Here is a 22,110-nt window from a genome sequence, read left to right as displayed (position 1 = left end):
TTTTATTTTAGAATGAATAGCCTATTCCTATGCTACCCCAGGGTAAAAATCGTCTTTCATTTTCCCATTTAATACTGCCCGAACCGGTATAGCGATCCAGCAGATACAGTGGTGTAAAGGAGGCCCGGTAAGACCAGGGACTATTGTACTTCTGATAACGGTAGCCCAGTCTTGTAGCCAGGTATCCGCCTTTCAGGCTGTATAATAAAGATGCTTTATCATTAAAGAACCGGCTGGTCACATAATCGTCCATCATATAGCCCAGACCCAGCTCGGCATAATGTCCGTTATGTACCTGGTAGCTACCTTTTACCATAAGATAGAACGCAGCGTACCCCTTATACCCATCAGGGTTATAAGCACCACCCGCCTGCGCAAACAACTGAAATCTGGGCGGACAGGTTAGCAATGCCCTTTCATAACTGAGTGTATACAATCCGCCGGGGCCACCCAGCTCTGCAGTAACCGTATTTTTGTACGTTTTCTGTTTCAGCAGCAGTATATCTACTCTGGCCGTATCCTGTGCTGTACTATACAGGCTACCGAGCAAACCGGCCGCTAACAATAATTTTGCTTTCATGATGATTAAAATAGGGTCCCTAAAGTACAAAATTATTCACAATCCTTTTACATATTTTCGATTACTTTGCGCCCCAAAACAGCAGTATCTTTACTGTAATATCAACCCTAAAAACCCAGATTATGCGTCGCATTTTATCCTTCCTTATGTTGCTGGCCTGTACCATGCCGGCATTTGCCCAGCAAACCAATATGGAATTAAGTACCCTGAGAATCGGGCCCTTCAAAATATTTATGGATAAGGCCGAAGCCGAAGCCCTGGCCCATAAACCCCTGCTCACGGCTACAGAAAAGAATGAATATAAAGGAGAAACAGTTGTAAAGTACAATAATGAGTTGCTGAAAGTCACGATCAACCAGCAATATGTGGGTGAAAACCAACCGGATAAAGAAATAATCACCAATATGACCACCACCAGTGCCAAGTTTCGCACCAAAAGTGGCATGGGTGTAGGATCGACCCGATACGAACTGCTGAACACGTATAAAGACTACAGCAATTTTGAAGTATATGCGGGTTGGGAAGAGGATAGTGACAAGCGCTCTAAAAGTATCAGCTATTTTGTACTGAAAGACCTGGATGCAATGACTTCCCTGTCTTTTAAACTGGTCAATAATGTAGTGGTCGAGATCAACATCTACCAGGACGAGGGCGGATGCTAGATTAATTCAACTGGTAAAAGTAAAAAGGTATTATCCGGCGCGCGTATTGAACGCGCGCTTTTTTTTGCACCTGCCTGAAATCATTTATCCACTGCATTGCAGAACCGGCATATGCGAGGGGCCGGAGCCGCAACTCGTTCGCTGAGGTACTTGAAGCGAACATGTTGAGCATAAAGAACACCCCACCTCAGAGGTACCCCCACCTACCCAAAACTAAAATTGAGGGTAGACAAATATAAAGTTCGACCTATCATAAAGCTTAATGATGGCACCTCAGAACATACTCAAGGGTAGGCAATAGCTGCGCGCGCGCGGCAAAATGCTACAGACAACCAGTACATTTCCTACCCTTAAGGTATTAGTTTCCCTACCTGCGTTCAGTCTAATGGTGCCCCTGACCACCAGAAAGTTAAATGACATTTCACTTTCTGGTACGTCGATGCAGGTTTTGAGCAGGCGTGCTTAGTTAATGGTTAGGTAGGTGTATGTTTTTGATGCGTCGATGTCCGGCGGGAGTGTTCCTTCGGAACACTAAGACCAGTATGGTATAATCCGGCACACGAGAAGGCGCCAGTTTACAAAAGGAGATATCTCTATTACGTTTCACTTCAGTCGATAAGACGTAGTGATCGTTATGATAATACAACAAGGGCTCATCAATGATGAGCCCTTGTTGTATTTATAAATGATGATCTGCTACACAATCACAGCGGTACCGGATACGCTTACCCTATTCCCCAGCATCAAATCTTAGTTTTTAATAATTTTCTTTCTGGTAATGATCATATTTTCTTCACCTTTAATTTGAAGATAATAGGTACCACATGCAAGCTCTTGTAAGCCTTCAATTGCAATAAAATTAGAACCTTTATTCAAATTAGTAGTAATGCGTTTACAAAGTAATCCATTCACATTAAATAGCTCAATAACAGCTTTTTGATCACTATGTGAATTAAGCGTACAATTAACTTTTTGTCCAAATACGGTAGGGAAAATTTCAATGTCCTCAGCCCTTAATATTGAATTAATTTTCACAATTTTACTATGAGTAAAAGTTCCGTCATTATCAGTCATTTTTAAACGATAATATACATCTCCCTGGCTTTTCTCTTCATAGGAGAATAAGTATGTACTCATTTCGGTTGAATTACCTTTTGCTGCAACTTTGCCGATTGGAGTGAATGTTTTTGCGTCATAACTACTTTCTACATCAAAACACTTAGTATTTATTTCAGAAGCAGTATTCCATTTTAATTCTACATCACTTCCAATATTACTGGCTGTAAAATTCATCAATGAAACTGGCAACGGGTTCAAATTGATCACACTTATTTTATCAATACTTAAATCATGTGATCCTTGAGCAGTTGTATAACTTAATTGAAATGCCCTCACGTCTGCAAGGTTGGCTGTACCAGTCCATGCAGGAAAGTCATAATTTTGAGATAGAGTAGATGGTTGTAAGGTTAACACTATTTGTGTTGTTGATACATTACCGGAACCATCCCATATCTTACCAGTAAGGGTAACAGATGTTGCTGCTTCTATAGACGCGACTATACGTAGTGTTTTATTAGTAAAATCGCCTAATACCGGGCCTGTTAAAGTTGGGTTATTGGGATCAGTGTTGCCGTCAATCCCGTCATATGTAAGGGAAAATGGGAAAATACCCCCGTTACCAGTACTTAGTTCAAAACTCTTGTATGTTGTTCCCGAAACGACAGCATAATAATAACCAATTGATGCTGCTCCTTCTTGTTGCTTCGTAATGGAGACATCGGCACTCCCGCCTATGGCCCCAGAGTGAATACATTCCGTTTGTTTAACCGATCCAACAGGCTCTATCAAATTGGCAAATGATAAATCACAGTTTCCAGTGGAAGTAAGATCATCAATAACGATTTCATTGCCTGATTGGGCGTAAAGTTGGCTCGTAAGGCCAATAATGGATGTGAATAAAAGAACTCTCTTCATATTTATCTGTTTTTTGGATTAAAAAAGTTGTGATGTATTTTGCTTAATCGAGGGAATGGAAGCAAAAAGAAACCATATAAACAACAAATACATTGGCTTCTTAATAGTGCCCTTTCCAGTAAGAAAGAGGCCAACCTGTGGGGTGTTGTGACTAATTAGAACACACTCTGAGAAAGCGTAGTACATACAAAAAATTTGCATATATTTTTTAACTTTTTACAAAAAAATAGTACATTGACTATCTCTTTCAGTAAACTGCAAAGATATTTGGTCCAAAAAATTAATTTCTACCTCTGATTTGTATCTTTTATAGCATAATAATAGTATGCAGATCCCAACATTTTGCTATTTTGATATTCTCCAAAATCTTTACTGAACGGCCCGATACTATCGGGCCAGATTTTGCTGGTCTTAGTGGCCCTTCGGAACACTAAGGCCAGATATGGTATGGTCGATTGAACATAATACAACAAGGGCTCATCAATGATGAGCCCTTGCAAAATATTAATCATGATCTGCTACACAACCACAGCTGTACCGGATACGCTTACCATAAGCATACTGCCATTGGCACCTACAACCTCGTAATCGACATCAATCCCGATCACGGCATTGGCACCCAACTGGCGGGCACGGTCTTTCATCTCTTCCAGCGCGGTCTCACGGGCCTCTGCCAGTACCCGCTCGTATGAGCCGGAACGGCCGCCCACGATATCGCGGATAGAGGCGAACAGGTCTTTAAACAGGTTGGCACCGATAATCGTTTCGCCAAAGACAATGCCTTTGTGCTCTTTAACCGGATGGCCTTCTAATACAGTTGTGGTCGTCAGTATCATATTGTATTATTTATAGGGTGAATAAGTTTACGCTTATTTCCAGATATTCAGTCCGAAGTTATCGGCATACTCCGTAGCAGTTTCATAACCCGCATCATGGTGACGCAGTACACCCATAGCCGGGTCATTGTGCAGTACACGTTTCAGGCGGGCATCAGCATCGGCGCTACCGTCAGCAACAATTACCATACCGGCATGCAGGGAATAGCCCATACCTACACCACCACCATGGTGGAAGCTTACCCAGCTGGCACCTCCGGCAGTATTGATCAGTGCATTCAGGATAGCCCAGTCAGCAACAGCATCAGAACCATCTTTCATCGCTTCTGTCTCACGGTTAGGAGAGGCCACTGAACCACAGTCCAGGTGATCGCGACCGATTACAATCGGTGCTTTTACTTTACCTTCTCTTACCAGCTGGTTGAACAACAGACCAGCTTTCTCCCGCTCGCCCATACCTAACCAGCAGATACGGCTTGGTAAACCCTGGAAGGCAATCTTATCTTTAGCCAGTTTCAGCCAGCGCTGTAAGCCTTCATTCTCCGGGAACAATTCGGCCAGTGCTTTATCAGTGGTATAAATATCCTCCGGATCACCGCTTAAGGCTACCCAACGGAACGGACCTTTACCCTCGCAGAACAACGGACGGATATAAGCCGGTACGAAGCCAGGGAAGTCGAATGCATTCTCTACCCCACGCTTATCCTTAGCCTGTCCGCGCAGGTTATTACCATAGTCAAAGGTAATGGCACCGCGTTTCTGTAATTCCAGCATCTGGCGTACATGGTGTGCCATGGTATCCAGAGAGCGGCTCTTATATGTTTCAGGATCTTGTTCTCTTAAGGTATTGGCCTCTTCAACACTCAGTCCTTCAGGGAAGTAACCGATCAGCTCATCATGTGCAGAAGTCTGATCTGTCAGTGTATCCGGGGTAATATTACGATCGATCAGGCGCTGCAGCAGGTCTACTACATTACAGCATACACCGATAGAAACGGCTTCTTTATTTTCTTTGGCTTGTAACGCGCGGTCTATGGCCTGGTCTATATCTGCATAGCTTTCATCCAGGTAGCGGGTTTCGATACGCTTGTCCATACGCCATTGTTCGATCTCAGCAGCCAGACAAACCCCTTCATTCATGGTGATGGCCAGGGGCTGAGCGCCACCCATACCACCTAAACCGGCAGTAACGTTCAAGGTTCCTTTCAGCGTACCATTATAGTGCATATTAGCCAGGGATAAATAGGTCTCATAAGTACCTTGTACAATACCCTGAGATCCGATATAGATCCAGCTACCGGCAGTCATCTGCCCGTACATCATTAATCCTTTGGCTTCCAGTTCGCGAAAGTGCTCCCAGGTTGCCCATTTGCCTACCAGGTTTGAGTTTGCGATCAATACTCTAGGGGCATCTTTATGTGAACGCAGTATACCTACAGGTTTACCGCTCTGTACCATCAAAGTCTGGTCTTCTTCCAGGTTTCTCAGGCATTCCAGTATTTTATCAAAACTCTCCCAGTTACGGGCTGCTTTACCGATACCACCGTAAACCACCAGATCTTCCGGACGCTCTGCCACTTCAGGGTCCAGGTTATTCTGGATCATGCGGTAGGCCGCTTCTGTAACCCAGTCTTTACAATTCAAGGTGCTTCCGGTTGGTGCTTTAATGACTCTTTTTGCTGTTTCTGACATAAAAATTATTGTACCGTTAATTTGGTGCACAAATATACAATTTTATACTACTTCCCCGACCGGGAGTTGATAATTTTAAATTTTGCTAAAACTGTTCAGAAAGCGCACTTTTTATTTGGCAGGACCGATTTCTTGACTATCTTTAGGCACTAATTATATGAGGCCGCTGAGGGCTCTAATTACAACCTTTTTCAAATCTGCTGTTATGTCCTTTACACTTATTGCCGATAGTGGCTCAACCAAAACCGAGTGGTGTTTGCTTGATGAAAAAAAAGCTAAAAAGCTGACCACCGGCGGCATTAATCCGTACTTCATTACCGAAACGGAGTGTCTGGATATGCTGCAGAGAGAGTTGAAGCTGGGCAAGGCTAAAGATGATATATCTGAAGTGTACTTCTACAGCGCAGGTGTAAAAGCCCCTCAGAACCAGAAGACCATGACCTCTATCCTGAAACAGCACCTGGGCATTAAAGATGTTTTTGTGCATACGGATATGCTGGGCGCCTCCCGTGCGACCTGCAAACAGGAAAAAGGTGTAACTGCCATACTGGGTACTGGCAGCAACTCCTGCTTCTATGATGGCAGCAAGATTACCAAACAACATCCCTCTTTAGGCTATATCCTGGGCGATGAAGGCAGCGGAACGGCTATGGGCCGTAAAGTACTGCAACACTTCTTCTACCAGACATTCGACGGCGATCTGCACGAGGCATTTATCAATAAATATGGCAATGACCTGCCGGGTGTATTGCATAAAGTATATAAAGAGCCCCTGGCCAATCGTTACCTGGCCAGCTTCACCGAATTCCTGACCGATCACAGGGGGCATTATATGATCGAAAACATTATCGAAGATACCTTACTGGAATTCTTCACCAAAAACCTGCTGAAATACCGCGAAAGCTGGAAATACCCTATTCATTTTGTAGGATCAGTAGCCTTCGAATTCAAAGATGTGCTGCTCAGCGTTATAGACCAATACGGTCTCAGTGTGGGTAGTATTGTCAAAAGTCCTATCGACGGATTGAAGACATACCACCAGTCTTTAAAATAGCATTTGTCATAGCCAATTTTTTTTGCAAATTTTGCAGGTTCGTTCTCTTTCAAAAAAGAGGACAGTCTTTCTTATGCTTTCATTCCAAGATAACAGTAATATAACCATTACCTGCCACAAACATTTGTCAGATGCGCTGGCGCGGGAAGTTAAGGCCCTGGGCTTTGCGGTAACACAAACATTCCCGACAGGTGTCATACTGCAAGGCAGTCTGAATGATTGTATCAGGCTGAACCTGAATCTGCATTGTGCCAGCCAGGTATTATTCAGCCTGAAAAAGTTCAAGGCTGATAATGCAGATGATGTGTATGAAAACACCTCGCAGATCGACTGGAGTACGGTTATGGACGATGACAGTTATTTTTCCATCACCAGCAATGTAATGCATCCTACAATCAACAATAATATGTTTGCCAACCTGCGGGTGAAGGATGCTATTGTAGACCAGTGCAGGAAACGCAGCGGCCAGAGACCCGATACCGGCGCCGAACTGAGGGGCGTGGTGGTGCACCTGTTCTGGAAAAATGAGGATGCAGAACTCTTCCTCGATACTACTGGTAACTCTATAGGCCGTCATGGCTACCGTAAAATACCGGGCAGAGCACCCATGCTGGAAGCATTAGCGGCTGCAACAATACTAACAACTAAATGGGATCATAAAAGCCCGTTCATCAACCCCATGTGTGGTTCCGGAACGCTGGCCATCGAGGCCTTGCTGATCGCAACCCGCCGCAGACCGGGCCTCTTCCGTACCAATTATGCCTTTATGCACCTGAAAGGGTACGATGAGGCGGTATATGAATCTGAAGATGCCTTACTCGAAGATCAGATCATAGACCTGCCGGAACTAAAGGTAGTAGCGTCGGACATCAGTCATGATGCCATCATCAATGCACAGAAAAATGCGATTGCTGCCGGGGTTAAAGACCTGATCACCTTTGAGGTATGTGACTTTGCCGAAACGACAGTACCTCCGAATGCTGATGGTATCGTATTTATGAATCCTGAATATGGTGATCGCCTGGGCGAGCTGGAAGAACTGGAGCATACCTATGCCCGCATCGGTGATTTCTTTAAACAGAAATGTGCAGGCTATACCGGTTATATCTTTACCGGAACTATGGATCTGGCCCGCAAAATAGGCCTGAAAGCCAGCCGCAGAATACCGTTTTATAACAGTAAGATCGAATGCCGTCTGTTTGAATATGAACTGTACAAAGGCAGCAAGAGAGAACCTCAGCAAGAGGGCGGACAATCCGGTAAACCGGAGTCTAAAAATACCGGCAACAAGCCTAAAAGAAAGTTTTATTAATGTTGTTGCGCCGCCCTCCGGGCGGCGCAACAACATTTTAATCCCGTATAATAGTCATACTTCCATCCTCTTCCCATTTCACAATACGTGATGGCGGATGGATGGTGGTATCGTCCTGACGATGCTCCACCACATAGTCAACCCCCTCTTTAATACGCGCATCAATATCGGCAAAAGTGGGTGCTGTGGGCATCCCGCTGATATTGGCAGATGTGGAGACTATCGGTTTCTTATAGCGTTTCAGTAATGTTTTACAAAAAGGATCATTCGTAACCCGGATAGCTACTGTACCATCGGCATGCACCGCATGCTCAGCCAGTCCTATTGCCTGCGGGTAAATAACTGTAGTAGGCCGGTCAAAAGACTCCAAAAGACCCAACAGATCGGGAATGGGATTGGCTACATAATTAAACACCGATTTAGCATCCGGCAGTAAAATGATCAGGCTCTTACGGTCATCGCGTTGCTTGAGTGCAAACACTTTTTTTACGGCTTCATCATTAGTGGCATCACACCCTATTCCCCATACCGTATCGGTCGGATACAAGATCAGTCCTCCTGCGGATAATACTTCTATAGCGCGGTTTACATCTGCATTCATGCCCCGAAATTAATCAAGATATCTGGTTTTATTACTGTAAATTTGTTCCCTATAAATTCATTTTTGAATGACGGAACGTTTAAGCATACTCATCATTACCTATAACCGTGAAGAAGATACTCTGGAGTTATTAAAAAGCCTTAAAACCCAGGTAGATTATGATCTGTATATAGGAGAAGTATTGCTTTTAAATAATGCTTCTACCGTTTCTTACGACCGCCTTAAAGCTTATATTGCGGAGCATCCGGAAATGAATATCCGCTATATTGAACACACAGAAAACCTCGGGGTGGCCCGCGGAAGAAATTACCTGATCCAGGAGGCAAAATATCCCCTGCTCTTAGTGCTGGATGATGATGTGGTTTTTGACGATGTCAATGGTATTCGCAATGCTGCCTGCACCTTTAATGAGCCACTGTTTGCCCAGAACAATACTGCAATAGTTAGTTTCTGCGTATTTTACTATGATACGCTGGAGCGTCAGAAAAATGCGTTCCCACATAAGAAACAATCAAAATATATAGGCCGTCAACAATTCCTGACCTCTTATTTTATCGGAGGGGCCCATTTGGTACGCAGGGCCTTATTCAACGAGATTGGCTTATATCCCACCACTTTCTTTTACGGTACAGAAGAGTATGATCTGGGATTCCGTATTTTAAATGCAGGATATACAATAGGTTATAGCGAAGCAGTTAAAGTCCTGCATAAAGAGTCTCCTTTAGGCCGCGTGACCAATAGCGAGAAGCAGGCTATGCTGTGGTACAACAAATCGACAGTAGCCTGGAAGTACCTGCCTAAAAAGTACTTTTATACCACAGCAGTACTCTGGTCTCTGCTCGTGCTGAAAAAGACCGGCTTTGATCTGAAAACATGGTTTAAAACCTGGCCAAAGATAATGCGCATCCCGAAAAACCAGCCGCGTACTCCGATCAGCAAAGAAGCATTAAGCTATATAGACGCTGTCGAAGGAAGGCTTTGGTATTAATTAATGAATGCTCCATTCCGGCTAAAGCACAGCCTGATTTTCCAGAAAGCCCTTAACGCGATTTTACACTTCAAGACAATAAAAAAGCGTACTCCTCGGAGTACGCTTTTTGTATATAAATACTTTAGTATTAACCTTGTAATGCTGCTGCACCACTTACGATCTCGGTCAGCTCGGTAGTGATCGCTGCCTGGCGCGCTCTGTTGTAAGAGATTTTCAGGCTTTTCAGGATCTCGTTTGCATTTTCAGTTGCTTTATCCATCGCAGTCATACGGGCACCGTGCTCAGAAGCATGCGCATCCAGGATGGCTTTATACACTTGTGTATTCAGGATACGAGGCATCAGTTCTGCAATCAGGGTATCTTTAGACGGTTCGAAGATGAAGTCCGTTTCTTTTTGATTCTCTGCTTTTTCTACTTTAGGGATCGGCAGGTATTCTTCTGTTACGAAAACCTGAGTAGCTGCATTTTTGAATTGGCTGTATGCCAGTTCTACTTTATCAAATTCTTTATTCAGGAATGCCTGTTGTGCATAGATCGCAGCTCTTTTTACATTTTCAAAGCCCAGATCAGCAAACATGCTCCAGTAATCCGCATTTACAGTATAACCATGTTTTACGAAATACTCATAACCTTTCTTACCGATAGGCAGGATAGTTACATCTTTATTGGCATATTTATCAGCGATCAGTTGTTTCGCCGCCTTAATTACGTTTGTATTATATGCACCACAAGTACCTCTGTCAGAAGTAATAACGATAATCAGTACACGCTCAATTGCACGCTCATCTGCCAGTTCCAGCACCATATTATCACTAAGGCTACTTACGATATTGCTCAGCATTTCCTGCATCTTCTGTGTATACGGACGCATTTGCAAAATCGCATCCTGAGCACGGCGCAGTTTAGCAGCACTCACCATTTTCATTGCTTTGGTGATCTGTTGCGTGGAGGTAACCGATTGTATGCGTAATCTTACTTCTTTAAGTTGACCTGACATATATTTATAATAAAATTATCTATTAAATTTGGGTGCAAAGGTACGCCTCGTAACTTATTATTCCAAATCTAAGTACCGATATTTGCGTTTAAATTTCGACAGTAGCCTTCATCCGTCCGGCAATCTTTTTGCCCAGTCGCATAAAGGGTAGCTCTATCCAGAGATAGATGGCAAGGGCCAGCAAGGTAGAAGTCCCCAGCAGGGCAAAAAACAACAATATAAAGGTGCGTTGTTCCGACCCGCCCAGCAAATCGTTCAACCTATCCCAGTAATCATATATAAATCGTACTAACACCCAGTGTACCAGGTAGATACCGTATGATATTTTACCATAGAACAATAATAGCTTACTCTCCAGGATACGCTGTACGCCTTTGAAATGAATACAGTACACCAGGAAAATGAAGGAGGCAATACCGGAATAGACAAAGAAGTCTATATGGGTATAATCGGCAAATGTCTTAAAAAATGGTCCGAAAGCAGAGAGCCTGTCTATTTTACGTAAAGAAAAGAGTACCATGGCTACTAAAACCAGGGGAAACCGGTATCTGTACAAGGCTGATTTATGAAATTCAGGCCCGGAAATAAGATTGAAATTTGCGGCCACCCAGATACCTAAGGCAAAGTGAATCATAAATGAACCGATCACCAGGTTGCCCAGGAATATGGCTAATAAGAGCCAGTTGGCTAGTTTCTTATTGTACCGCACGGCCAGGATCAGGAAAGGAATCAGGAAAGATGCTGCCATCTCAATGCCTAAAGTCCAGCCGGGAAGGAAGTGCTGGTTATTGCCCCGAAGCAGGAAAAATTCCTGCCAGAAGCCTCTGTCACTGTGCAAGAGTACTTTACCCACCTCTGCCCAATTGAGATCATGGCGTATAGAATATATATAGTTGATCAGAAAAGCGGCCAGGAAACCAGGATACAGTCTAAAGAAACGATTGACGTAAAATTTCCCGATATCCATTTTCTTATCCAGGATCAGAAAAGGATATGCCAGCACAAAACCACTCAGCACAAAAAAGAAGGATACTGCATCATTTTCATTGACCAGCAGTGAAAGGTAACGCACGGCCATATGATGGTCAAACTTCCAGCTGATGTAATGCCCTACCAGTACCATCATGGCGGCAATGCCCCTGGCAGAATCAAGGTAATGTAAACGGGAATGATGGGTTGTTGCCATATGGTTTAAAAGTGTGATGTACCCTTTTCAAGGTACATCACTTAAATTATAATCAATTAATACTGATTGATATATAGTATATTAATCAATGCCCATATCTTTTTCCACCTTTCCCAGGTCTTCGGCCATTTCGGCCATACGATCTGCCCGTTCTCTGCTCTTTCTCGCGGCCCTGAGGTTAACCATTTCTACGATTACAGAGAAGGCCATTGCGAAGTAAGCGTAATTTTTGAGGTGTAAATCATGCGCTTTTTCGGCATTCCAGCCCTCTACCAGTAACACAAAGCCGATCATAACCAGGAATGATAAAGCCAGGATCTTAATGGTCGGATGTTTTTCAATAAAACTGGCAATATTGGGACTGAAACGGAACATGACAAACATTGCCACTACTACCGCAGCTACCATGATTTCAATATGTTTTGCAGTGCCCCCCGCAGTAATGATACTGTCGAAGCTGAAGATCATATCGATCAGGATGATCTGAGAAACTGCCTGTGGCAGGCTCAGCATTGGCTTATTACCGGTCTCATGGTGCTCCTCCCCTTCCAGCTTGGCATGAATCTCTTTTACCGTTTTATATATAAGGAATGTACCGCCTAGCAGCATAACGAGGCTTGCCAGGTCAAAGCCCTTGTCCATTATCGTAAATAAAGGTTTCCCTTTCTGTGACAGTAACCAGCTTAATGCCATCAACAGCAGGCAGCGCACAGCAATACCGGTAAACATCCAGATGGTGCGTCCTTTTTTGCGCAGGTGCTCCGGTAGGCGGTTCAGGATAATGCTGACGAAGATCACATTGTCAATACCCAGTACGACTTCTAGTACGACCAGGATGACAAAACTCAGGATACTGTCAAAGGATAATAAATGTTCCATTGTGTTTTTGCGTTTTCTTGTTTTTGTTTAAGAGGTACGAAAATATATATTTTTCATCATTCTGAGCTTAAAATAAGGCCTGGTATATATCAGAGACCTTGTTTACCGAGCGCACTTCTATTTTGAATTTACTGATATCAAGCCCTTTAGTGTTCGCTTTGGGAATAAATACAGCATCCATACCCATTTTATCGGCTTCTGCGATGCGTTGCTCAATACGGTTTACAGCACGGATCTCACCGGAAAGGCCTACCTCCCCGATAAAGCATACATTGGCCGGCAATGGCTGATCTTCGTATGAGGACAATAATGCACACACAATCGCCAGGTCTATAGAAGGGTCTTCAATGCGCAGGCCTCCGGCAATATTGAGGAATACATCCTTCATACCAAAGTGAAAACCACCCCTCTTTTCCAGTACCGCCAGTAATAACTGCAGACGACGCAGGTCAAATCCGTTCACAGTACGCTGCGGTGTACCATATACAGCTTGTGACACCAATGCCTGTGTCTCGATCATCAGCGGACGCATCCCTTCTATAGCCGCCGCGATGGCAATACCACTCAGGGCTTCTTCATGCTGTGTAATGAGGATGTCTGACGGATTACTCACACCGCGCATCCCATTATGTACCATTTCATATATACCCAACTCGGCAGTAGAACCGAAACGGTTTTTCAGGGTACGCAAGATGCGGTAGGCATAATGCCGGTCTCCTTCAAACTGTAACACGGTATCAACCATATGTTCCAGTATTTTAGGCCCGGCAATACTACCCTCTTTTGTAATATGACCGATTATGGACACGGGTGTATTAGTCTGTTTGGCAAAACGCTGCAGCTCGGCTGCGCATTCGCGCACCTGCGATACGCTACCCGGGGCACTCTCTATATAAGGCGATTCAAGGGTTTGTATGGAATCAATAATAACCCAGTTGGGCTGTATCTTCTTTACTTCCTGAAATATGGTCTGTGTATTGGTGGCCGTAAGCAGGAACAGGTTAGGATTGGAAATGCCGATACGGTCTGCACGCATTTTGATCTGGTGCATACTTTCCTCTCCCGATACATATAGCACCCTCAACTGTGTGGCTTTTAGTGCCGCTTGCAGGAACAATGTCGATTTTCCGATTCCGGGATCTCCGGCAATGAGGGTTACAGAGCCCTGTACCAGTCCCCCGCCCAGGGTGCGGTTCAGTTCCTCATCCGGTAGTGCATAGCGTATCTCCTCTTCTGTCTGTATTTCAGATATACTTTTGGCTTTATTCATAGCCTTGACCGTGTCTTCGGTCCACAATTCTTTTATATCTGCCTTTGCAGAAGGCTTCTCTTTGACTTCTTCTACAAATGTGTTCCACTCATTACAATTCGGGCACTTTCCGGCCCATTTTGTACTTTCATAACCGCAGTTCTGGCAAAAAAAGGCCGATTTCGTCTTCATTTCTATCGTTTTTATATAGGTCCTGGCAATTGCGCTGATAAAAAAAAGCGCACTCAAAAGTACGCTTTCCTGTTTTATTTAAAATAAGGTATCCTTTAAAGAGTATTATTTTCTTTAGGAAAAATAATGGTAGGCTCATATTGCTTTGCCTCTTCAAAATCCATGATACAATAAGAGATAATGATGATCATATCTCCCGGAGTTACTTTACGTGCAGCCGGGCCATTCAGGCAGATCTGACCACTACCTCTCTGGCCTTTAATCACATAGGTTTCCAGACGCTCTCCATTATTGATATTTACAATCTGAACTTTTTCATTTTCAATGATATTAGCGGCATCCATCAGATCCTGATCGATGGTAATGCTACCGATATAGTTAAGATTAGCTTCCGTAACCGTAACTCTATGGATTTTGGACTTTAATAACTGAATTTGCATAGCGGATGCAAAGGTAGTAAAAAACCTAAATATCAAATTATTAAAGTAGATAAATTAAATTAGTTTTACGATATTCGCGATTGTTATATAACCTTCGTTAAACGTTACATCCTTAGTGATTAAGCTGTTCAAAAATCAGAATCCCTATGCAATCATCATATTGCTCATTCTGACTTTAGTCCTGAAATTCAATGTATTATCTCATGCTGTTGTACCACATATGGAACAACATCAGGTTTTATGGAGCATATTCCTGCGCAAATTCATGGACATTTTCGGTGGAGGAAGCTTTTTCTATACCTTCCTTGCCACGGTGAATATTGCCGGACAGGCACTCTACCTCAATTATATTACCAATAAATTCCATTTTTTCAGCAAACGAACCTATCTGCCTGCATATACTTATATACTGGCCAGTTCTTTATTGCCGGAATGGAGCCTTTTTTCTGCAGATATGCTGAACAACTGGTTGTTCCTGGGCCTGATCAACCTGGTTTATTCTACCTATGCCGATCAGCATGCCCGTAAAAGCCTGTTCAATATCGGTTGCCTCTACAGCCTGCTGTTTCTGCTCAGCTTCCCGAACGTATTCTTTATATTTTTCATTACCATAGCCTTACTGATCCTGCGTCCGTTCAAGCTGGTGGAGTGGATGGTGACGCTGCTGGGTATGGCTACACCAGTATATATACTGGGCGGAGTCGCTTACCTGACCGATAGTCTGTATATTTTTTCCAGCATATTCTCGGTACACTTTACCCTACCCAAACTGCTGCCGGTACCGGCGGTAATTGCGACCGCAACCTTAGGATTATTGACGATTACAGGTTTCATCCTTCTCAATCAGCATATGAACCGCATGCTTTTCCAGATCAAAAAGATGTGGTGGATCAATATTATCTTCCTTTTTGTCAGTATTTTAAGCACAATTCCGATTTTTACTTTGGGTAATGAGATTTGGATTGTAACTTTGCTGCCTGCTACTCTGTTTATCAGCAATATCTGGTTCCTAAAAAAACCGAAATGGTTCGCAGAAAGTCTGAATTTTTTACTGCTGGCGGTAATCATTTACCTTCAGTGGTTTTATCGTTAAGATTATACAATTTTAGAAATATATATACAATATGAAATTTGGTATCGTTGTTTTTCCCGGTTCTAACTGTGACAGAGACATGCAAAATGCCCTTCAGGACGACCTGCAACAAGAGGTAAAAATGTTATGGCATAAAGACAATGATCTCAGCGATTTCACAACTGATGACTGCATTGTGCTTCCGGGAGGTTTCTCTTACGGAGATTATCTGAGATGTGGTGCACTGGCCCGCTTCAGCCCAATGATGGAACAAGTGATCGAGTTTGCCAACAAAGGTGGTAAAGTACTGGGTGTATGTAACGGTTTCCAGATCTTATGCGAAGCTGGTTTATTGCCAGGTGTGTTATTACAGAACGATCACCAGAAATTCACCTGTAAGAATACTTATATCGTTAATGCTGGTAGCAATAACATCGTATCTGATGTTGTAGGTAATGGTGCCCTGAAAATTCCGGTGGCACATGGCGAAGGCCGCTACCACGCTGATGCAGAAACACTGAAGAAACTGGAAGAAAACAACCAGATCATCTTCAAATACTGTGATGAGAACGGCGAGATCTCTGATGCGGTAAACCCTAATGGTACTACACTGAACATTGCCGGTATCTGTAACGAAGGCCGTAATGTATTCGGTATGATGCCTCACCCTGAACGTGCCTGCAGCCCTCAGCTGAACAACCTGGACGGACAGGCGATCTTAAGAGCATTTGCACAGAACTAATCTTCTGTTAACCATACTTTTAAAAAGGCAGCACAAAAAAAGTGCTGCCTTTTTCGTTTTATAGATAATTGAAATCACCATACGGCATGCGCAAATATCTATTCTGGCTCTTTATGAGCATCCTTCCTTTTTTATCTTACGCACAGACTGTTACTTATCACAACCTGGTATTTGAGGGCGGAGGCATCAGGGGAATCGCCTACAGTGGTGTAATTAAGGTACTGGAGCAGGAGCATATGCTACCCGGCATTCAGAAAGTGGGCGGCACCTCTGCCGGCGCCATTACCGCACTGATGGTGGCGCTGGGCTATTCCTCAGAAGAAATATATCATCTTGCAGATGAAACACCATTCGAACAATTCAATGATGGAAAGTACTGGTTTGCCGGTGGCTGGAGCAGGATGCGCAGGCATTATGGCTGGTACCGAAAACAGGCATTTGAACGATGGCTGGGCGATGTCATATCCCGTAAAACCGGCAATGCAGACATTACCTTTACAGCAATGCAGGCTGCCGGTTATAAATCCCTTTATGTGACCGGAACCTGTCTGAACCGGCAGCAGCTACTGGTCTTCTCCCGGGAGACTTATCCGGATATGAAAGTAAAGGATGCCGTAAGCATATCCATGTCCATTCCTTTATATTTTGAAGCGTCCTTTATCGATGCACAGGGCAAAGTATATAGAGGTAAACGCATGCCGCCTGGACTAGATATCGTTGTAGACGGTGGCCTTACCGGCAATTTTCCGATATTTCTTTTTGACCGTATCGACAATACCGTACAGCCTGCCCTGCGCATTCCCAATCCGGCAACACTGGGTGTACGCATCGATGAACCGGAACAGATCAGCCTGGACGGACAACAAACCGGCACACTCGCGCCTGCATCAATACGGAACCTGAACAGTTACATTGCCGCACTTTATGTCTATACTATCGAAAACCTGAATCGCAACACGCTTACACAAGCAGATTGGGACCGGACAATCTCCATTTCCTCAGCAGGCATAGGTCCTCGTATCCGAAAATTATCAGAAAGTGAAAAACAGCAATTGATCAGTAGTGGCGCCGCCTATACCAAACAATTCCTGGAAAAGTAAAAACCTTATAATAAAACAAAGCCGGGACTGTTCATTACAGCCCCGGCTTGTTGCCTTCATCATTCCACCCAATATCTTATTTCGGCATTAATACACCGTCAATCACATAAGTAACGCCATTCTTACTGATCACATCCGGAATAGTTATCTTAGCGCCATTAACCCACCAGGCACCGTCTTTCATCATCAGTTTTATTTTTCCGCCCTGCACCGTAGTCAGTTCCATACCATCTTTCAGATCTTTAGAGGTATAGGCACCTGCTACTACGTGATAGGTCAGTATTTTTGTCAGTGCTTCTTTTTGCTCTGGCTTCATCAGGTTATCCAAGGTAGCCTTAGGCACTTTTGCAAAAGCCTCATTAGTAGGAGCAAATACGGTAAACGGACCGGCTCCGCTCAATGTTTCTACCAGACCTGCTGCTTTTACTGCTGCAACCAGTGTAGTATGATCATTAGATCCCATAGCGTTTTCTACAATATTTTTAGAAGGCACCATCATTGCGCCACCTACTTCTACTCCATTCTCTACTTTAGGAGCTTCTGCAGCAGGAGCGGCTTCTTTCATTTCTGCAGTTTGCTGCGTTTCACTTTTAGAATCTGTTGAAGACGTACAGGATACCATTCCGATTGCCGAGGCACTGAACATCATCCATAATAAGGCTTGCTTTTTCATAATTAATTCGTTTAAAGGTTGTTTGGTATATCCTTACATACGAACAAAAGACCAGGATGGATTGCCCAACCTGATCTTTTTTGAAAATTATTTAACTGACTTTCCGCATGTAGGCAACTATTTATTCGTCCTTTTGTCCGGCAACAAAAGGACCAAAAGTGCCTTTGTTTTCATCAAGGCGATTGCGGAGCACCGCCATTTTGTACCGTTGCGTGCATTGATCGTCTGAGCTTAACGTGTGATGCTTTCGGTGCTCAACGATCGCAGCTCCACTCCAAAATGTCTATCGCTGTGATGAAAACAATAAGCGATCTGTACCATACAGATCGCTCAAAAAGGCCTTATAAATCCGGCGTTAAAAAAATCATTGGCTCGGTCGATAAAGTTGCAAACCACTGTCTGAACGCAGTGAGTCTGGTTTGAGACCGGCCGACACATTGATTTTTAGCCAGGGATTTATACAGCCTTGATTTTTTGGCGGTACCTTTTGCATCAAGGCAAAAGGTAGCAATAGATATATAGGCTACTTAAATTATAATGCCAGACTTTGTTTCCTGTAAGCGGATACCCAATAATTATTTTTCTCGAACTGGGTCTAAGGTCTGGATTTCCAGATCTTATCTGCTGCTTCCAGGTACTCAGGCAATGCCGCCGAGCCATACCAGGGATAGATTTCCGGCTCCAGCAGTCCACTTCGTACCGCAGGGTCGGTTTGCAGTAAAGACTTGGCATCTTCGAGCGTCTTTATATCATTCAGGATAAATATACCCCGGTAGTTATGATCATTTTTACCCAGAGGCCCGGCTACAATAATTTTACGCGCCTCTGCCAGGCGTTCAATATTAGCCAGGTGACCTCTAAAAATAGTACTAACAGAATCCTTATTTAAAATCGTAACCGGACCTGTTTTCAGAATGACGAGCCAGTAGCTTTTCATACCGTATTCATCCCCTCCCAGTTTACGGGTCAATGCTTCATCATACCTGGGATTGTCAATAGCTTGTGGCGTGGCAGGCATTTCCGGAAGTACTCTTTTCATGATTAATGTAAAGCCTTTAAGCCCGCCATCTGTTACTTTAACCTTCAACTCATTTGGCCCAACTAGCCGGTAAATGATCTGTTTGGGAAAATCATGTGCTTTGTTTTCAAAAATAAATACACTATCCGAGCGCACCAGTTTAAAGTCGACCGGCTTACCCTTATTCTGCCCCGGCACAGTAGCCGTATATACAATATCCTTTCCTTTATACGTAATAGACAGGTATTCCGTGGTTTTGTGTGCATCATTCTTACGCACCTCATATCCTTCCCCCTTTAATACGGTAGGGGCCTCCAGTGCCCAATGCTCAAAAGTATTTCTCCCCTCAACCTTCCAGGTGCCAGTCAGAAAATCAGGAAATTGAGTCTGCGCAAAAGTAGTTCCTGCACACAATAAAAAGATATAGGTAAATATTGATTTCATACAGATATTTTAAAGCTAAAGTACATCAATAAAAGATGCCATACAAACAGCTCAGAGGCCATTATATACCCTGCATTTCAGCACTTGAAATCACGCCCGTCAAATTGTTTATTAACAATAGTTAACGATGGATATTTAAAGAAACACATTGATACACAAGCCCTTTATTGCCGTACCTTTGTAGTACTGTTTCCAAATCACCAAGACTATGACCTCCACGCATACACTGATCCGTTATTTCCAGAATATAGTTTCCCTGTCTGAAGAAGAATCTAAAGCTATTGCAGACAGTATGGAGGTACGCAAATACCCTAAAGGAACTATATTGCTCAAAGAAGGTCAGATTTCGCGGGAATGTTATTTTGTACTCAAAGGCTGTGTCCGCTCTTATATACTGCATGAGGGAACAGAAAAAATAGACAACTTTTTCATCGAAGAAGACTGGATCGTTGCTTTGGATAGTTTCCTGTACCAGAAACCATCACTGCATTACCTTGTCTGTTGCGAGGATACGGAACTGGTGGTAGGTACCGCTTCTAAAGAGCAGGATCTGTACGAGGCACATCCGCGTTTTGAAAGTATAGCCCGCAAAATAATGGAGCAGTCATTTGCGCAGATGCAAACAGATATGCGCAAATTCTACATGGAAACACCTGAAATGCGCTACAAAAAGCTCATCCGCGAGCGTCCGTCTTTGATACAAAGGGTTCCTCAATACCAGATTGCCAGTTATATAGGTGTACAACCCGAAACGCTTAGCCGGATGAGAGCCCGTATGGCGCGCAACCGTACCCTATAGCCTGTTCCATCCCCAGCCTATCAGGCGTATACCCAATGCCAGTTCAAACAGTCCTCCGGGAATGGATGCATATAAGCCCCAGTGCACCCCGCACAGTTCAGCAACAGCGCTGGCAGCAAGCAAGCCATATCCGGCAAGTCCCCATACAGACCATGATATGGATAGTAAACGATGACGGTACAACAAGCCGCAAAAAGCCATACTACCTGTGCCTAACAGCAACATTGCCACCTGGTAACAATCCCTGTGAAAAAACAGAACCGCATTCCGCAACATGGGCGCAGGAGCAAGCTCAGTATGTATGCTGGCCCTCAAAGCAAACATCCCCATCAGTAATAAAACAGCTTCCATTACCCTTGAAGCCAGATATGCGGCTGCTACGGCTTTGTTATACTGTTGCAGTAAGGGATAAAGGATTGCCGCAAGAGCAACTACCGTCACCGCATTCAATATCCATAACAGCGTACCAGCCGCAATCAACACAGGATCAGCCACTGAAGTGGTCTGCAGTGCAGATTCAAATAAAGCATTTCCTAATCCGTAAGCCAGTAAAGGCAATAGGAACAAATAACCGGTAAAGCGGTCCTGTTTCGGTACAAGATTCATAAGCAATTATATTTTTAAGCAAATCAAGGACGAGTGCCGCAGGAATCGATTGATTCCGGTCAAGAAATAGGCATTTCATTAATTTTTTATGCATATTGCAGACAGATTACAAACACTCATCAACATGAAATATATTTTATCAATGCTATTACTAGCCTCGCTGGCTAGTTGTGAGGTAACAACAAGCCGTACGGTAACACCGGAGTATATCGACGCAAAAAAGATGGAAGCAGAATTAACAGCATTAGTTAAAGAAGCAGAAGACATCAGCATCTCTGGGAAATCAATTACAGAAAACGGAAAGCAAAAAACGCAGCTGGATGTCATCATAACCAACAGTCCGGCCATTCCCAAAGCAACCGTAAAACAACAGGAACTGGCAAGAGCCATTGCCAAAAGCATGAAGAGTAATCTTAAAAACCAGCATGCTTACCAAACATTCGACATACAATTTGTGTATGAGGAGCATGCAACGTTCTCCGCAAAAACAGAAACAATAGAAACAATATTCGAAAATAAAGACCTTTAATATGCAGTACACAACAGAAACACCCCAGGAGCAAAACATTATTCCAGAATACACCCCGTATAAACTGTTTAAGACAGGGGCTATAGGAGCCAGTGCTTTTTTCGGCGGCATCATGGCCGGGGCTATATTACTCTCTGAAAACTTTAAAATACTGGGTCAGAAGAAACAGGCCCGCAATACCCTGCTCCTTTCTGCCATTGCCTCTTTTACATTAGGGCTATTGATGGCCTTTATTCCTGCTATGGAAAATATACCCAGAATGGTTATTCCACTCCTCTCCGGCATTGCATTTCAGTTCCTTACCAATCGTTTTCAAAAAAACAGAATAGAAGAGCATATTGAGAATGGAGGAACCACTTTTTCTTTCTGGAGAGTATTGGGTATGGTATTATTGGGCACCGTGTGTACCGCTATACTTATTGCTATACCGATCTTCATCTCCATGCTCATACTTGAATAATTATTTGTTTTAAAATTGATAT

Annotated in this window: 23 protein-coding genes; 10 read left to right on the top strand and 13 right to left on the bottom strand. The window is 43.6% G+C overall.

What is annotated here, in order from left to right:
- Positions 1-7 precede the first annotated feature (7 nt).
- Positions 8-580, bottom strand: coding sequence for a hypothetical protein (locus EMP01_RS08600; RefSeq protein WP_129021099.1), 573 nt, complete (start codon positions 578-580; stop codon positions 8-10).
- 122 nt (positions 581-702) lie between these two features.
- Between EMP01_RS08600 and EMP01_RS08595 the strand changes: the two genes are divergently transcribed.
- A complete protein-coding gene (locus EMP01_RS08595) occupies positions 703-1,242 on the top strand; it encodes a hypothetical protein (protein ID WP_129021098.1) in 540 nt (179 codons plus the stop codon).
- Between the two features lie 750 nt (positions 1,243-1,992).
- On the opposite strand, the gene EMP01_RS08590 is transcribed toward EMP01_RS08595, so the two are convergent.
- From EMP01_RS08590 to hutU, 3 genes are all read right to left on the bottom strand, one after another.
- Complete coding sequence (locus EMP01_RS08590) at positions 1,993-3,216, bottom strand: T9SS type A sorting domain-containing protein (RefSeq protein WP_129021097.1); 1,224 nt, start codon at positions 3,214-3,216, stop codon at positions 1,993-1,995.
- A 518-nt stretch (positions 3,217-3,734) separates the two neighbouring features.
- Entirely contained in the window at positions 3,735-4,052 is a 318-nt protein-coding gene (locus EMP01_RS08585; protein ID WP_129021096.1) for a heavy metal-binding domain-containing protein, read from the bottom strand.
- A 33-nt stretch (positions 4,053-4,085) separates the two neighbouring features.
- On the bottom strand, positions 4,086-5,744 hold the full coding sequence (gene hutU / locus EMP01_RS08580; RefSeq protein WP_129021095.1) for a urocanate hydratase: 1,659 nt from the start codon (positions 5,742-5,744) through the stop codon (positions 4,086-4,088).
- A gap of 205 nt (positions 5,745-5,949) precedes the next feature.
- Between hutU and EMP01_RS08575 the strand changes: the two genes are divergently transcribed.
- Both EMP01_RS08575 and EMP01_RS08570 read left to right on the top strand, forming a co-directional pair.
- On the top strand, positions 5,950-6,798 hold the full coding sequence (locus EMP01_RS08575) for a BadF/BadG/BcrA/BcrD ATPase family protein (RefSeq protein ID WP_129021094.1): 849 nt from the start codon (positions 5,950-5,952) through the stop codon (positions 6,796-6,798).
- A gap of 73 nt (positions 6,799-6,871) precedes the next feature.
- Positions 6,872-8,110, top strand: coding sequence for a THUMP domain-containing class I SAM-dependent RNA methyltransferase (locus EMP01_RS08570; protein WP_129021093.1), 1,239 nt, complete (start codon positions 6,872-6,874; stop codon positions 8,108-8,110).
- A gap of 37 nt (positions 8,111-8,147) precedes the next feature.
- Here EMP01_RS08570 and EMP01_RS08565 read toward each other — a convergent pair whose 3' ends face one another.
- Positions 8,148-8,711 carry an L-threonylcarbamoyladenylate synthase gene (locus EMP01_RS08565; RefSeq protein ID WP_129021092.1) on the bottom strand — a complete coding sequence of 188 codons (564 nt, stop codon included), beginning with the start codon at positions 8,709-8,711 and terminating at the stop codon, positions 8,148-8,150.
- Between the two features lie 67 nt (positions 8,712-8,778).
- On the opposite strand from EMP01_RS08565, the gene EMP01_RS08560 reads away from it, so the two are divergent.
- A complete protein-coding gene (locus EMP01_RS08560) occupies positions 8,779-9,699 on the top strand; it encodes a glycosyltransferase family 2 protein (RefSeq protein ID WP_129021091.1) in 921 nt (306 codons plus the stop codon).
- 130 nt (positions 9,700-9,829) lie between these two features.
- Here EMP01_RS08560 and atpG read toward each other — a convergent pair whose 3' ends face one another.
- The 5 genes from atpG to panD form a co-directional block, all read right to left on the bottom strand.
- A complete protein-coding gene (atpG, locus tag EMP01_RS08555) occupies positions 9,830-10,699 on the bottom strand; it encodes an ATP synthase F1 subunit gamma (RefSeq protein ID WP_129021090.1) in 870 nt (289 codons plus the stop codon).
- An 88-nt stretch (positions 10,700-10,787) separates the two neighbouring features.
- Complete coding sequence (locus tag EMP01_RS08550; protein ID WP_129021089.1) at positions 10,788-11,885, bottom strand: acyltransferase family protein; 1,098 nt, start codon at positions 11,883-11,885, stop codon at positions 10,788-10,790.
- Between the two features lie 81 nt (positions 11,886-11,966).
- Positions 11,967-12,764 carry a TerC family protein gene (locus EMP01_RS08545; protein ID WP_129021088.1) on the bottom strand — a complete coding sequence of 266 codons (798 nt, stop codon included), beginning with the start codon at positions 12,762-12,764 and terminating at the stop codon, positions 11,967-11,969.
- 67 nt (positions 12,765-12,831) lie between these two features.
- Positions 12,832-14,205 (bottom strand): DNA repair protein RadA, encoded by a 1,374-nt coding sequence (radA, locus tag EMP01_RS08540; RefSeq protein ID WP_129021087.1) that lies wholly within the window; start codon positions 14,203-14,205, stop codon positions 12,832-12,834.
- 95 nt (positions 14,206-14,300) lie between these two features.
- A complete protein-coding gene (gene panD, locus EMP01_RS08535; RefSeq protein ID WP_129021086.1) occupies positions 14,301-14,645 on the bottom strand; it encodes an aspartate 1-decarboxylase in 345 nt (114 codons plus the stop codon).
- Positions 14,646-14,760: 115 nt separating this feature from the next.
- Between panD and EMP01_RS08530 the strand changes: the two genes are divergently transcribed.
- From EMP01_RS08530 to EMP01_RS08520, 3 genes are all read left to right on the top strand, one after another.
- On the top strand, positions 14,761-15,738 hold the full coding sequence (locus EMP01_RS08530) for a hypothetical protein (RefSeq protein WP_129021085.1): 978 nt from the start codon (positions 14,761-14,763) through the stop codon (positions 15,736-15,738).
- A gap of 31 nt (positions 15,739-15,769) precedes the next feature.
- Positions 15,770-16,459: a phosphoribosylformylglycinamidine synthase I gene (gene purQ / locus EMP01_RS08525; protein WP_129021084.1), complete on the top strand. Its 690-nt coding sequence runs from the start codon at positions 15,770-15,772 to the stop codon at positions 16,457-16,459.
- Between the two features lie 86 nt (positions 16,460-16,545).
- Entirely contained in the window at positions 16,546-17,559 is a 1,014-nt protein-coding gene (locus tag EMP01_RS08520) for a patatin-like phospholipase family protein (RefSeq protein ID WP_129021083.1), read from the top strand.
- A gap of 76 nt (positions 17,560-17,635) precedes the next feature.
- Here the strand turns inward: EMP01_RS08520 and EMP01_RS08515 are convergent, their stop codons facing one another.
- Both EMP01_RS08515 and EMP01_RS08510 read right to left on the bottom strand, forming a co-directional pair.
- Positions 17,636-18,232 (bottom strand): fasciclin domain-containing protein, encoded by a 597-nt coding sequence (locus tag EMP01_RS08515; protein ID WP_202616029.1) that lies wholly within the window; start codon positions 18,230-18,232, stop codon positions 17,636-17,638.
- A 595-nt stretch (positions 18,233-18,827) separates the two neighbouring features.
- Positions 18,828-19,694, bottom strand: a complete 867-nt coding sequence (locus tag EMP01_RS08510; protein WP_129021081.1) for a DUF6265 family protein — start codon at positions 19,692-19,694, stop codon at positions 18,828-18,830.
- Positions 19,695-19,902: 208 nt separating this feature from the next.
- Between EMP01_RS08510 and EMP01_RS08505 the strand changes: the two genes are divergently transcribed.
- Complete coding sequence (locus tag EMP01_RS08505; protein ID WP_129021080.1) at positions 19,903-20,493, top strand: Crp/Fnr family transcriptional regulator; 591 nt, start codon at positions 19,903-19,905, stop codon at positions 20,491-20,493.
- On the opposite strand, the gene EMP01_RS08500 is transcribed toward EMP01_RS08505, so the two are convergent.
- Positions 20,488-21,099 (bottom strand): DUF4386 domain-containing protein, encoded by a 612-nt coding sequence (locus EMP01_RS08500; protein WP_129021079.1) that lies wholly within the window; start codon positions 21,097-21,099, stop codon positions 20,488-20,490. The genes EMP01_RS08505 and EMP01_RS08500 overlap by 6 nt on opposite strands.
- A 124-nt stretch (positions 21,100-21,223) precedes the next feature.
- On the opposite strand from EMP01_RS08500, the gene EMP01_RS08495 reads away from it, so the two are divergent.
- A complete protein-coding gene (locus EMP01_RS08495; protein WP_129021078.1) occupies positions 21,224-21,628 on the top strand; it encodes a hypothetical protein in 405 nt (134 codons plus the stop codon).
- 1 nt (position 21,629) lies between these two features.
- Positions 21,630-22,088: a hypothetical protein gene (locus tag EMP01_RS08490; RefSeq protein ID WP_129021077.1), complete on the top strand. Its 459-nt coding sequence runs from the start codon at positions 21,630-21,632 to the stop codon at positions 22,086-22,088.
- Positions 22,089-22,110 lie beyond the last annotated feature (22 nt).

The organism is Edaphocola flava, from assembly GCF_004118155.1.
GTDB classification, from domain to species: Bacteria; Bacteroidota; Bacteroidia; order Chitinophagales; family Chitinophagaceae; genus Edaphocola; species Edaphocola flava.
This window is presented reverse-complemented; position numbering and strand designations above follow the sequence as displayed.

What these genes read in the sequence shown, in the direction of transcription:
- atpG (WP_129021090.1), bottom strand. Translation starts at nt 10,699, where the DNA reads ATGTCAGGTCAACTTAAAGAAGTAAGATTACGCATACAATCGGTTACC.
- EMP01_RS08565 (WP_129021092.1), bottom strand. Translation starts at nt 8,711, where the DNA reads ATGAATGCAGATGTAAACCGCGCTATAGAAGTATTATCCGCAGGAGGA.
- EMP01_RS08560 (WP_129021091.1), top strand. Translation starts at nt 8,779, where the DNA reads ATGACGGAACGTTTAAGCATACTCATCATTACCTATAACCGTGAAGAA.
- radA (WP_129021087.1), bottom strand. Translation starts at nt 14,205, where the DNA reads ATGAAGACGAAATCGGCCTTTTTTTGCCAGAACTGCGGTTATGAAAGT.
- EMP01_RS08505 (WP_129021080.1), top strand. Translation starts at nt 19,903, where the DNA reads ATGACCTCCACGCATACACTGATCCGTTATTTCCAGAATATAGTTTCC.
- EMP01_RS08500 (WP_129021079.1), bottom strand. Translation starts at nt 21,099, where the DNA reads ATGAATCTTGTACCGAAACAGGACCGCTTTACCGGTTATTTGTTCCTA.
- EMP01_RS08490 (WP_129021077.1), top strand. Translation starts at nt 21,630, where the DNA reads ATGCAGTACACAACAGAAACACCCCAGGAGCAAAACATTATTCCAGAA.
- panD (WP_129021086.1), bottom strand. Translation starts at nt 14,645, where the DNA reads ATGCAAATTCAGTTATTAAAGTCCAAAATCCATAGAGTTACGGTTACG.
- purQ (WP_129021084.1), top strand. Translation starts at nt 15,770, where the DNA reads ATGAAATTTGGTATCGTTGTTTTTCCCGGTTCTAACTGTGACAGAGAC.
- EMP01_RS08550 (WP_129021089.1), bottom strand. Translation starts at nt 11,885, where the DNA reads ATGGCAACAACCCATCATTCCCGTTTACATTACCTTGATTCTGCCAGG.
- EMP01_RS08495 (WP_129021078.1), top strand. Translation starts at nt 21,224, where the DNA reads ATGAAATATATTTTATCAATGCTATTACTAGCCTCGCTGGCTAGTTGT.
- EMP01_RS08515 (WP_202616029.1), bottom strand. Translation starts at nt 18,232, where the DNA reads ATGAAAAAGCAAGCCTTATTATGGATGATGTTCAGTGCCTCGGCAATC.
- EMP01_RS08520 (WP_129021083.1), top strand. Translation starts at nt 16,546, where the DNA reads ATGCGCAAATATCTATTCTGGCTCTTTATGAGCATCCTTCCTTTTTTA.
- EMP01_RS08590 (WP_129021097.1), bottom strand. Translation starts at nt 3,216, where the DNA reads ATGAAGAGAGTTCTTTTATTCACATCCATTATTGGCCTTACGAGCCAA.
- EMP01_RS08595 (WP_129021098.1), top strand. Translation starts at nt 703, where the DNA reads ATGCGTCGCATTTTATCCTTCCTTATGTTGCTGGCCTGTACCATGCCG.
- EMP01_RS08585 (WP_129021096.1), bottom strand. Translation starts at nt 4,052, where the DNA reads ATGATACTGACGACCACAACTGTATTAGAAGGCCATCCGGTTAAAGAG.
- EMP01_RS08570 (WP_129021093.1), top strand. Translation starts at nt 6,872, where the DNA reads ATGCTTTCATTCCAAGATAACAGTAATATAACCATTACCTGCCACAAA.
- EMP01_RS08545 (WP_129021088.1), bottom strand. Translation starts at nt 12,764, where the DNA reads ATGGAACATTTATTATCCTTTGACAGTATCCTGAGTTTTGTCATCCTG.
- hutU (WP_129021095.1), bottom strand. Translation starts at nt 5,744, where the DNA reads ATGTCAGAAACAGCAAAAAGAGTCATTAAAGCACCAACCGGAAGCACC.
- EMP01_RS08510 (WP_129021081.1), bottom strand. Translation starts at nt 19,694, where the DNA reads ATGAAATCAATATTTACCTATATCTTTTTATTGTGTGCAGGAACTACT.
- EMP01_RS08600 (WP_129021099.1), bottom strand. Translation starts at nt 580, where the DNA reads ATGAAAGCAAAATTATTGTTAGCGGCCGGTTTGCTCGGTAGCCTGTAT.
- EMP01_RS08575 (WP_129021094.1), top strand. Translation starts at nt 5,950, where the DNA reads ATGTCCTTTACACTTATTGCCGATAGTGGCTCAACCAAAACCGAGTGG.